The organism is Pseudoclavibacter sp. CFCC 14310, from assembly GCF_008831165.1.
Lineage (GTDB): Bacteria > Actinomycetota > Actinomycetes > Actinomycetales > Microbacteriaceae > Pseudoclavibacter_A.
On sequence record NZ_WBKC01000001.1, the window covers coordinates 15,132 to 27,017 of the forward strand.

9 protein-coding genes are annotated in these 11,886 nt (G+C 59.2%); 6 read left to right on the forward strand and 3 right to left on the reverse strand.

The genetic code is table 11. The annotated features are described in order from the left end of the window. Nucleotides 1–24 precede the first annotated feature (24 nt). Complete coding sequence (locus tag F8O06_RS00050) at nt 25–939, reverse strand: UTP--glucose-1-phosphate uridylyltransferase (protein ID WP_158036913.1); 915 nt, start codon at nt 937–939, stop codon at nt 25–27. Between the two features lie 112 nt (nt 940–1,051). Between F8O06_RS00050 and F8O06_RS00055 the strand changes: the two genes are divergently transcribed. From F8O06_RS00055 to F8O06_RS00075, 5 genes are all read left to right on the forward strand, one after another. Beyond that, complete coding sequence (locus F8O06_RS00055) at nt 1,052–1,906, forward strand: ABC transporter permease (protein ID WP_158037524.1); 855 nt, start codon at nt 1,052–1,054, stop codon at nt 1,904–1,906. Beyond that, nucleotides 1,890–2,645: an ABC transporter ATP-binding protein gene (locus tag F8O06_RS00060; protein ID WP_158036914.1), complete on the forward strand. Its 756-nt coding sequence runs from the start codon at nt 1,890–1,892 to the stop codon at nt 2,643–2,645. Before F8O06_RS00055 ends, F8O06_RS00060 begins: the two co-directional genes overlap by 17 nt. Nucleotides 2,646–2,653: 8 nt before the next feature. After that, nucleotides 2,654–4,666 carry a DUF6541 family protein gene (locus F8O06_RS00065; protein ID WP_318655866.1) on the forward strand — a complete coding sequence of 671 codons (2,013 nt, stop codon included), beginning with the start codon at nt 2,654–2,656 and terminating at the stop codon, nt 4,664–4,666. Nucleotides 4,667–4,927: 261 nt separating this feature from the next. Next, the gene (locus F8O06_RS12105) at nt 4,928–5,359 is read left to right on the forward strand and encodes a hypothetical protein (RefSeq protein WP_192496771.1); all 432 of its coding nucleotides are present in this window, start codon (nt 4,928–4,930) and stop codon (nt 5,357–5,359) included. Then, complete coding sequence (locus tag F8O06_RS00075; RefSeq protein WP_158036917.1) at nt 5,356–7,161, forward strand: hypothetical protein; 1,806 nt, start codon at nt 5,356–5,358, stop codon at nt 7,159–7,161. The genes F8O06_RS12105 and F8O06_RS00075 overlap by 4 nt, the downstream gene beginning before the upstream one ends. A 66-nt stretch (nt 7,162–7,227) precedes the next feature. Here F8O06_RS00075 and F8O06_RS00080 read toward each other — a convergent pair whose 3' ends face one another. Beyond that, complete coding sequence (locus tag F8O06_RS00080) at nt 7,228–8,691, reverse strand: DUF2142 domain-containing protein (protein ID WP_158036918.1); 1,464 nt, start codon at nt 8,689–8,691, stop codon at nt 7,228–7,230. Between the two features lie 148 nt (nt 8,692–8,839). On the opposite strand from F8O06_RS00080, the gene F8O06_RS00085 reads away from it, so the two are divergent. Beyond that, nucleotides 8,840–9,811, forward strand: coding sequence for a glycosyltransferase (locus F8O06_RS00085; RefSeq protein WP_158036919.1), 972 nt, complete (start codon nt 8,840–8,842; stop codon nt 9,809–9,811). A 122-nt stretch (nt 9,812–9,933) separates the two neighbouring features. Here the strand turns inward: F8O06_RS00085 and F8O06_RS00090 are convergent, their stop codons facing one another. Further along, nucleotides 9,934–11,751, reverse strand: a complete 1,818-nt coding sequence (locus F8O06_RS00090) for a glycosyltransferase (protein WP_225733297.1) — start codon at nt 11,749–11,751, stop codon at nt 9,934–9,936. Between the last annotated feature and the right edge of the window lie 135 nt (nt 11,752–11,886).

The window sequence follows — 11,886 nt, forward strand, 5'->3', positions numbered from 1 at the left end:
GCGATGGCACAGTCTCGGTTCTCGTCAGTCTTGAGAGACGAAGTCGTTGAGCCAGGTGCGGAAGGCGGGCCCGAGATCGTCGCGCTCGCTGGCCAGCGTGACCACGGTCTTCAGATACTCGAGCTTGTCACCCGTATCGAACCGACGACCACGAAACACCACGCCCAACACCGGGCCGGCAATCGACTCATCCGCCGCCAACGTCTCCAACGCATCCGTCAGCTGAATCTCATTACCCCGACCCGGAGCCGTGCGCGCCAACACATCGAACACACCCGGCTGCAACACATACCGACCGATCACCGCAAGATTCGACGGCGACGTCCCCGGCTCCGGCTTCTCCACCAGACCCGTGATCCGCACCACATCAGCCTCACCCGTCGCCTCAACCTCGGCCACACCATACAAATGCGTACGATCAGCCGGCACCTCCAACAACGCCACCACCGACGCCCCCCGCGCCGCCTGCACATCCAACATCCGGCTCAGCAGGTCCTCATCAGCATCAATCAGGTCATCACCCAACAACACCGCGAACGGCTCATCCCCCACATGCTCACGCCCACACAACACCGCATGCCCCAAACCACGCGGCACACCCTGACGCACCGAATGCACATCAGCCACCCCAGTCGCCTCACGCACCGACGCCAACAAAGCATCCTTGCCATCAGCAGCCAGACGAGACTCCAAATACGGCGCCGCATCAAAATGATCCTCGATCGCACCCTTGCCCGACCCCGTCACCAACAACACATCAGAAAGCCCCGCACCCGAAGCCTCCTCCAACACATACTGAATCGCCGGACGATCAACCACCGGCAGCATCTCCTTCGGCACTGCCTTCGTCGCCGGCAAAAAACGCGTCCCCAAACCCGCAACCGGCACCACCGCCTTCACCGCACGCTGAGAGATTTTGTCGCCAGAGAAATCAGTCATAGGGTCGAGTCTACTCATCTCGACTAGACTGACTCGCTGCAGCACCAGGGCGACTCTGCGCTGGTTCCCGAAAAGAGAAGGATGCGATTTGTCCGCTGACCTCTACGCGGGCATGACCAAGCCCGGCCGCGGGCATGGCCTGCTCGACGTGTTTCACCGCAGATATCTGCTCAGTCTGCTCGTGCGCAAAGACGTGCAGATTCGCTACCGCGGTTCGGTACTCGGGTGGTTTTGGTCATTCTTGAAGCCGGCTGCCCAATTCGTGGTCTACTACGTCGCGATGGGTCAGTTTCTCGGTCTGAACCGAGGCATGGAGAACTTCGCCATTTATCTGTTCTCGGGCCTTGTCATCGTCAACCTGTTCAACGAAGCGTTCGGGAACGGCACACGGTCGATCGTCGAAAACGCTGCCCTCGTCAAGAAGATCTATCTGCCACGAGAGCTGTTTCCGGTCTCTTCCGGGTTCATTGCGTTGGTGAATTTTCTTCCCCAGGTCGTCGTGCTGCTCATCGTGTGCCTGTTCTTCGGCTGGCACCCCAACCTCAGCCAGATCATCGCCATGCTTTTCGGCATTGTCATCATCTTCGTACTCGCCCTCGGGCTCTCGCTGCTGTTCGGCGCGATCAACGTCAGCCTGCGTGACGCCGAGAGCATCGTCGAGATGATTCTGATGTTCACGACCTGGCTTTCGCCGGTGCTCTACACGCTCACCCTGGTGCGTGAGACGACGACGCCTTTGATCTATTTCATCTACCAGCTCAACCCCATCACGGCCGCAGTCAATCTCTTCCATTTCGCATTCTGGGCGCCGACGATCACCTCGCCAACGCCTGAGAACGTGCTGCCCTTCGTCGGTGAGCATGTGATGCAGTACGGGGTCTACGGATTGGTCATCGCCTTCGCCTTCTTGGCTGTCGGCCAGCTGGTGTTCCGTCATCTGGAGAAGAACTTTGCACAAGACCTCTGAAGACACAGCTGTGAGCACGAACCCCGCGATCGTGCTCGACCACGTCACCAAGGAATTTCATCTGCGGCACACGCACTCGATGAAAGAGACCGCGATGGCGTGGATCAAGCGCAAGCCGATCGCCGACGACTTTCAGGCTCTGAACGACGTCTCGTTCACCATCAACGAAGGTGAGTCTGTCGCACTTCTCGGGCTCAACGGCTCGGGCAAGTCCACCTCGCTGAAGCTGGTGAGCGGTGTGCTGCTGCCGACGAACGGTCAAGTGCTGACGCGCGGCCGAGTGGCTGGGCTCATCGAGGTCGGCGCTGGCTTTCATCCCGACCTCTCGGGGAGGGAGAATGTGTTCCTCAACGCGGCCATTCTGGGAATGAGTCATGAGGAGACCGAGGCTCGCTTCGATGACATCGTGGCGTTCTCCGAGATCGGGCAGTTCATCGACACCGAGGTGAAGCACTATTCCTCTGGCATGTTCGTCCGTTTGGCATTCGCCGTGGCCATCCACACCGAGATGGACACTCTGTTGGTCGACGAGGTGCTCAGTGTCGGTGACGAACCTTTTCAGAAGAAGTGCTTCGCCAAGATCACGGAACTGCAGCAGCAGGGCAAGACGCTGATGGTTGTCAGCCACGATTTGGATTCAGTGAAGAAAGTCTGTCAGCGGGGAATCCTGCTGAAACAAGGACAGCTCATCTTCGACGGACCTGTCGAAGAGACGATTTCGGCGCTCAGAGCAGGCTGATCCTCGTCATGGATAACGTGTCGTGGTGGGCGGTCGCGTCGGCCTTGGCCGCCGGATGTCTCGGGCTCAGCGTCCCCGGCCTTCTGGCTACATTGCCGCTACGGCTGCGCCCGCTGCCCCGTCTGGCTCTGGCGGCACCTGCTTCTCTGGCGCTCATCGGATGTGTTGGGGTCATCGATGGCCTCCTCCATCTGCGGTTCCACTGGTCTCACGTTCTCATCGCAGCGGCAGTCATCGCTGCGGTGCTGTGGCCCATCCGAGAGAAGAGACCTCTTTGGAGCTGTCCTCGTCTCAGTGCACTTCTCCCGGTCACAGCTTCGGCAGTGTCATCCGTCGCCTTTGCATTGGTACTGCTGCATCAAGTGCCGTCGTTCGACCTGTTCTCGCAGAGCTATGACAACCTCTTCCACCTCAACGCGACACAGTCGATTCTCGAGACGGGCAACGCCTCCTCGCTGCAGCTGCGCACCCTGATCAACACCGACCGCACGCTCAGCACTTATCCGGCAGGCTGGCACACGGCTGCCGCAATGATCTGTCAGATCACAGGCGTGAGCATCGGCGTCGCGTTCAATGCCTTGGCGATCGCCGTCGTCTCGGTCGCCTGGCTGCCCGGCATCGCCTGGCTGACCAGTCTGGTCGTCCCCCAGCGTCAGCGCACGGCTGGTCTGTGCGCATCCCTGCTGCTCGGCACGGCTTTCGGGTTCTTCCCGTACGCTCTGCTGATCTGGGGTGTGCTGTACCCGACGTTTCTTGCGTACGCCCTCTTTCCCAGCGGCCTCGCGCTGGCCATGCTGCTCGCGCACGTCTGGCTGCCCCGTTGGGCCCCAGCAGTCAGCGATCAGGTACGCCCCTGGGCTTGGAACGACCGGTGGATGCTGCTCGGACTCGCCGCAGTCTGGTGGCTGGGCGCATTCTTCACGCACCCCCGATCTCTCGTCAGCATGGTGCTGCTGATCGTGCCGCTGGTGCTGTGGATATGTGCTCGCGCGATTGCCGTCGCCTGGAAGGCAGGCGGGGCCAGGCGACGTCGGATGCTGTGGTGGCTCGGTGGGGCGTTCGCGTTCGTCTCCGTTGCGGCGGTCGCTGCCATCCTTGTGGTTTTCCGAGTCTTCCACGTTGCGTCACGACCCGTCGGCGACCATCTGAACGGCCCTCAGGCTCAAGCTGTGCAGACGGTCTGGGACGGGTTGTGGCAGGTGCTCACCCAGAATGCCTTGGTCGGTTTGGGCCTCGATATGACTGGCTCGCTGATCATTCTCGCCGTCGTCGTTCTGACAGGCCTCGTCATTGCCTTGCGCAGGGCTGATCTCAGGTGGATGGTCGTCGCCTACGCACTCATAGCCGTGCTCTTCGCGCTTGCCGCTGGGTCGAACTCCGACATGACGAAGATTCTGACCGGTCTCTGGTACAAAGATCGCTATCGACTCTCCGCACTCTTGCCACTGCTCGGCGTGCCGCTGGCGACGCTTGCTGTGCTCCGCATCGCCGCGCTGACTCGTTGGCCGCGAGTTGTGGCACTCGGGAGCGCCACAATCGTCGCTGCGTCAGGCTGGGCGGGTCTGTGGGCCCCGGTCGGCGCAGCCGCCGCTCATGAGTACCGCCTTGAGAACGTGAAGACAACGGATTTCGTTGATTCGCGGCAAATCGCCTTCATGCAGCAGGTCGCCGACGTCGTGCCCGCAGATCAGTTGCTTCTCGGAGATCCATGGGACGGATCAGGGCTGTCGTGGCTCTACGCTGACAGACGCCCGGTCTTCCCGCATCTCAACGGTCAATGGGATCCGGATCGCCTGCTCATCGCCCAACACCTCGATCAAATTGAGTCGGATCCTGCCGTCTGCACCGCCCTTCGGCATTTGAACGTGCACTACCTGCTCGTGTCCACCGGCGAGTTCGACGGCGGTGACCCTTCTGGAAACAAGTTCGCCGCGATCGATGCAGCTGTGAGCCAAGGTCTTTTCACGCCGGTGCTGAGCGACGGCGAGTCGGCACTGCTGCGCATAGACCAGTGCTCATGACACTCCACTCGCACGAAGCACAGTGCAATTACCCGTTCCACAACCTGCACCACCTCAAACAGTAGAGTGGAAAGCGTGTTTTCCCACCTGCGTCTGCCCAAGACACTTGCCATCACCGCTTCAGCAACGGCTGTCGCAGCATGCGGGTTGCTGACCACCGCGTGCGCCCATACTGACGCGAACATGGCGGATTCTCCGTCAAGCTCTGCTGCTTCGCCCTCAGCCTCGACCTCTGTGTCTGCGACGCCTTCTTCAGATGCCATGCCGAACGGTGAAGCCAGCCCGTCGCCTTCGCCACAGGGGTCTGGGACTGCGCACGAGCAGGACAACGACCCTGGTGATGGCGTAGCCCGAGACACACCAGCGCCGACACCTTCGCAGACAGCGCAAGACGGACGCGCCGAAGTCTCCGTCATTCTGACCCGGTGGAGCACATCGCGCCCCTTCGAAGTGGGCGGGTTGATCACTGATATCACTGAACAGGGCGGCACCTGCACCCTCACCGTCGCACGAGGCGAGACTTCGCTGCGGGCGTCAGGCTCAGGGGCAGCGGGGCCAAACGGTGTGAACTGTGGTGACGGCCTGAGCATCGACGATGCCGCCCTGAGCGCAGGAACGTGGAACGTCACCCTCAGCTATTCGTCGTCGGCATATGTCGGCACTTCGGCCACGCAGGAGGTCACTCTGTCATGATCCGCGTTCTCAAAACGTCTTTTGCAGTCTTGGCGACCATGGCTGTGGTGGCCGCTGCGCTCACGCTCGCTCCAGCAGAAGCTGATGAGGCCCAGGCCGCCAGCGCATGGGATTTCGATGCCGGCTACATCATTTCAGACGCCAACTTCTACGACTCCAACTCCATGACTGCGGGCGACGTGCAGAGTTTTCTCAACGCTCGAGTTCCGAACTGTGAACCATGGCGCGACAGCAACCCGCGCGACGTCACGTGTCTGAAAGACTACTCGACGCAGACGACAGCCAAACCTGCTGACACCTACTGCTCTGGATACCCGTCTCAACGACAGACCGCCGCCCAGATCATCGACGGAGTCGCACGCAGTTGTGGCATCAGTCAGAAGGTGCTCCTGGTCACCCTGCAGAAAGAGAACGCACTCGTCAATCACACGTGGCCGAGCTCATGGCGCTATCAGACTGCCATGGGCTACGGTTGCCCGGACAATGCCGCCTGCGACACGCAGTACTACGGCCTGTTCAACCAGATCTACCGAGCAGCATGGCAGTTCAAGTACTACGCCGCACACCCGAATTCCTACGCCTACCGGGCCGGCCAGAACAACTATGTGCAGTGGAACCCCAACGCCGCCTGCGGCGGTAGCACCGTCTATATTCGCAATCAGGCGACTGCTTCGCTGTACATCTACACCCCGTACCAGCCGAACAATGCCGCGAAGAACGCCGGCTACGGTTCTGGCGACGACTGCTCGAGCTATGGCAACCGCAATTTCTTTCTCTGGTACAGCGACTGGTTTGGCAGTCCGGCTGGTTACGCCACGTCCGGAGCCATCGGCGCAAAGTACACCGCGCTTGGTCGTGAGCGAAGCTATTTGGGCCCCGCCGCATCTGCTGAAGGCTCAGGGCTGCGTGGAGGCGGTGCGTATCAAGTCTTCGTTGGGGGTCAGATTCACTGGTCGCCAGCTACCGGTGCGCATGCGACCAAGCGCGGCAGCGCTATTCAGTCTTTCTGGGCAGGCCTCAGCTGGGAGAATGGCCCTCTTGGCTATCCAACCTCCGATGAGATCGTAGGGCTCAGGGACAACGGAGCCTCACAGGTATTTCAGAACGGACAGGTACATTGGTCGCCGCAAACCCCTGCGCGCATGACTCGCGGAGCGATTCAAGACCGCTGGGCCAGCAGCGGGTGGGAGTCAGGCCAAGTGGGCTATCCAGTGAGCAACGAAACAACTGGTCTGAAAGACGGTGGAGCCACTCAGCAGTTCCAGTACGGCAGGATCACCTGGAGCCCTCAAACCGGACCTTGGATTACACGAGGTGCCATCGGTGACTTGTGGGGAGAAATCGGCCGAGAAGAGAGCACACTCAGGTATCCGACGTCACCTGAATACACGAATCTCTCCAACGGAGGATCGGCGCAGGTCTATCAAGGCGGCCAGGTCCATTGGTCCCCAACGACCGGCGCACACTTGACTCGCGGGGCTATTCTCACAGCATGGGCCGGCACCGGCTATGAGCGGGGTCTTCTCGGCTACCCCGTAGCGGAAGAGCAGACAGGCCTGAGCGCCGGAGGTGCGCTCCAACGCTTCCAGAACGGTCTGTACACCTGGTCGCCACAGTCTGGTGCGCACAGCGTGCACGGAGGAATCGGTGACGCGTGGGCCGCTGCCGGTGGAGCCCAAGGGAAATTGGGGTACCCCGTGTCAGAGGAAACATCCTCACCGAGCGGCGCTCGTCAGCAGTTCCAGAACGGTTCTATCGCGTGGAACGCCACAAACAACACCACCAGCATCGCTTTGTCTTAGGCAGTCAGCTCGAACGAAGCTCGCGTTGGCGAGTCGAGGCACCATACTCACGGCGCGAGGAGTCGCTCAGACTCCCATTCGATACCGAATGATGAATGTGACGACTGCTGACAAGATCGATACCGCGCAGCATCCGATCACCCATACTCTCCAACTCTTGCGGGTGTCTACAAATCTCTGCCAGCCACCGGCCGATCCTGAGGCTGGGAGTGCCAACTTCGCAGGAATTGCAGTTGCTAGGAGCACGATTCCCAGAACAAAGAAGGGGTAGAGGTACCTCCCTTGAACGCCCTCGACGAAATTGCGCCCCAAGACAGTGAAGTTCAGGTAGAGCGTTCCAACAATGGCGCCCAAGGATACAAGAACTATGACAGATGTCGCCCAGCGGGCAAGCCGCAGATTCTTCTGGGGCAGGAATAGATTCGCGACTAGCGTGAGTGCGATGAGTGACGCGATCGGCGTGACGGCTGATGCTGCGAGAGTTCCATCGTGGAAGTATCCCATCTGGCCGAACGCCTGTGTGAACCAATCGTTTCCGTCCATGAAGAACGTTCTGATCACACTGTTCACAAAATACAGAGGGTCATGGATGACTCCCTGAAGTTGTTCGTTCGGCAGCACTTGATACCGGTCTTCTCTGACTCGCATCCACCCCATTCCGTAACCGGCCGTACCGGTCATCTTGTACCAGAAAGCGAAGAGCACAAGGGCTGCAGCCGTCACGCTCACACGGAGCCAAATCCGCATGCTCTTCACGAGGAGGAGCAGAGGGACGAGCAACACATACGTTGGCTTCATCAGTGGAAGCGCCAGTGCGGCAATGAGCAGCACAACGAGCTGAGACTTCACCAGCCGCTGCTTCAAGAAGACGTCCAGCGCAGCGATCGAGCTAAACGCAACGACCACAACGTTGGTGAGAGTGTCTGCGGAGACAATGCTCGCTTGGAACAGACCAACAGGCACGAGCGCAACCACCGCAATGAGCCACTGCATATTTCGGTTGCGCACCAAGACGATCACGAGCGCTGTCAACACCAGATAAGCGACTCCGCCGAACAGCCGCATGAGCACGATTGTCGTGAGCACGCTGAAACCACAGCCCCAGGACAATCCATAGGCGAGCAATGCAGGCAGGTATGGTACCGGCGAGTACACCTCAGTATTCGGGATGTTGACCGGCACAGTGCCTTCTTGTGCGTTGATGGCCTCGTGGTAGGCGCTTGTGACTGTAAAGTCAGGGGCCTGTGGCAGTGTATGCAGAGCATGATGCAGCTGTTCTGGAACTTCGCCTCCCCAAAGAGGCATCCCCTCGGCCTCTCCGTACTGATGCGGGAGAATCCAGCCATTCGCGATACCCGCCACGCGGTAGATGTGGTTCACCTCGTCCGGGCCTGTTCCCGCTGGCGACAAGATGGCAAAAGCCAGGATGGAACAGGCCCCCATGATGAGAAATACTGCCATCGGGCTCGCTGTCAGCGCCCAAGCACGTACGATGAACCCTTGAATCATCGTCTTCCGGGTGGATACCACGGTTCAACTCCTGTCAGAAGATTTGCAATCGCCCCAAGGTCTGGCAGCACGGCAAATCCTACCGTCTCAGAGGCGCGACATGCGGCCGACGGGCAGCGGCTATACTATATCTGCCGTATAAACACACGAAACCAAGGATTGAATCTGCATGGAATCACAGGAAGTGCCGCTAGACGTTTCTGGTTTCTCGATTGCAGCGATTGTTCCCTGCCACAATGAAGAGGCGGCGATCCGTAAGGTCGTGCTGGATCTCAAGGCTGCAGTCCCAACCATGGACATCTACGTCTATGACAACAGGAGCACTGACAACACCGCTGAAATCGCTGCGGAAGCCGGAGCGATTGTGCGTCATGAGTACACCAAAGGCAAGGGGAACGTCGTACGCCGGGCCTTTGCAGACATCGACGCAGACATTTATGTGCTTATTGACGGTGATGACACGTATGGAACCGATGCACTGCCAAGCATGATTCAAACCCTACTTTCAGGGCCCTATGATCACGTGCTCGGTGTCCGCAAAGAGACCACTCAATCGGCATATAGGTCAGGACATTCCCTCGGTAACCGTGCCTTTAACTGGCTTGTGAGCAGCCTTTTCAAGAGCCAAGTCACCGACATGCTGAGTGGTTACCGCGTTTTCTCACGACGCTTCGTGAAGTCATTCCCAGCAGTGTCCAAAGAGTTCGAGATCGAGACGGAGCTCACCGTCCACTACCTCAGTCTGCGTATTCCGCATGTTGAGGTTCCGGTTGGATTCAAGGATCGAGCCGAAGGCACTGAGAGCAAACTCCACACCTTCAGAGATGGATTCAAGATCCTCCGGCTCATCACCGACCTGGTTCGACATGAGCGCCCAATGGCCTTTCACGGATTGTTGGGGGCCCTTGTTGCACTGGTCGGGGTCGCACTCGGAGTTCCAATCCTGAACGAATTCATGGAGACCGGCCTGGTTCCGAGACTTCCGACGGCTGTGCTCGCTTCGTCTCTCGCGACTCTAGGAGTTATGATCTGGACCGTCGGTCTGGTCTTGGACGGGATCACTCGGAATCGCCATGAGAACGCTCGCCTCGTTTATCTCGCTTTGCCCAGCGTTGAACCGCGCGTTCAAGAATCTGAGTGATCACACATACAGATAGCGCAGAACACTTAGTAGTGCGTTCGCACAAACTCTATGTCGAGGAGACACGGTAAGCCGCGTGTCTCCTCGACATATTTCAGCACCCGCCCACTACCAGTAGTGAACTACTTCTGCTTGTGCCCAGGGTCTGTAACTGCATTACGTTCGAAGGTCTCTTCCCACGCCTGAACAGAGGTGAAGGCGTGATGCTCACGAGCGTACTGTTCCGACAGCTCATCCCAGCGCCCCACTAGCTCCCTGTGCAGTTTGACGGACAGTGCAAAGAGCCGACGGAACGTCTCCGGATCACGACGATACACACTGGCCCCGTTACCGTCGGAAGCTGACACCAGCGAACTGTCACTGGCAGCGATGCGCCACCATTTTGCATCTGCAGCAGAGATTCGGCTCTCTGGATGGCTGGTGCTGGGCTTCCCCTTCACCAGATTCTTGAGCATGGCAGACCCAGCCATGCTCAGCCACTCCATGCGATTCTTCGGGTCTCCGGCTGTGCGCCCTCGGCGTGCAGGTCGATCTTGGCTGACCTCGGGATAATCTGAGACATGCTTGATGAGCTGGCCGTCAGAGTACTTCTGTCGCAGCTTTCTGGCATCGGCTGCTCGGTGGCCGATCGTCTCGTGGAGATGCTGCGGGCCTTTCAGGAGATCCTGCAGGGCAAGGATGCGCAGGGCGACCGCAGAGTACTGTTGCGCCAACAGATGCTTCACATCAGTTGCGAAGCTCTCTGCAGGCAGCGAGCCTCCATGTTTGTAGCGGGAGTAGACCATGGCTGCGACCCACCTATTGCGCTGGTGGAAGTACGCTTGCCAGTCCAGCCGGTCGTCTTTCTCTACGAAGGGCATATGCCAGACACCGACACCGGGCAAGGTCACCGTCGAGAATCCTTGTCGGTCTGCACGCACGCCGTACTCGACGTCGTCCCACTTGATGAACACCGGCAGAGAAAGGCCGATCTCACGGATGACGTCAGTGGGGATCAAACACATCCACCAGCCGTTGTACCCAACGTCGATGCGTCGGTGAAGTCCCGGCGTAGTGCGCAGATCGTTCTGAGCGAAGTCAAAGTCGACGAGGTCTTCATTCACAGGACCATAACGGAACGGGTACTCCTTGACGTACTCTCCGAAGTTCTGCACCTTTGACTTCTCGTACAGGTTCAGCATGTGCCCACCGACCAGCGTCGGCTTCCGGCAGTAGTCAGCGAACGCTACGGCACGAAGAACCGCGGCAGGCTCGATGAGGATATCGTCGTCAAGGAGGATGACGTAGTCAGCTTTTGACCGCTCACCTTCGTACATGCCTCGAGCGAACCCACCTGAACCACCCAAGTTGCCCTGTCGAATAAGCGCGAACTGATCACCCAGTGCTTTCTGCGCCGCGTCGTACCCAGAAGCCTCCTGCACAAGATCCGTTCCCTGGTCGACAATGGTCAGACGAGTCAGACGGTCGTGCAACGAGGTCTCGCTGGCGAAGCGCTGCATCTGCGTCACGCAGTCATCGGGGCGGTTGTAGGTCGTGATAGATGCTGCAAACGTTCCCGGGTGATCTAGGCGACGGCATGACGAATCAACCTGCCACTCGGCCTCGATCAACTTGGAATCAGGTTCGTTGGCAACCAGTTCGTACCAAAGCCAGCCGCCGTCACCAAAGTTCTTCAGAGGCAGCTCGAACGTGGTCTCTCCCTGCGCGGAGAGCGCACCTCCGATACGGTTGAACGTTCCTCGTGAAGTCGACCGGTACACATCGATACGGATGTCACCGCTGACCACAATCTTGAGCTGGACGGCAGGCACATCGGTCCACTGCACCCAGTACGCCGCAGGAAACGCATTAAAGAAGGTGGCAAATGAGACACGCTGTCCGACAGGGAGCAATGCGGAGTAACGAGCCCGGTCAGCAAGCTGGGGATTCCCGTCTTTCACCTTGGCCCCGACTGCGACACTTCCCGAATCGGTCGCACGGCGAAGTCCAGAAAGCCTCTCGGCATCCTGCGTCTGCGTTCCGGATCCACTGAGCGCCTCGCCCCATGCAACGTATAGAGGCTCGACCAGCGGGTC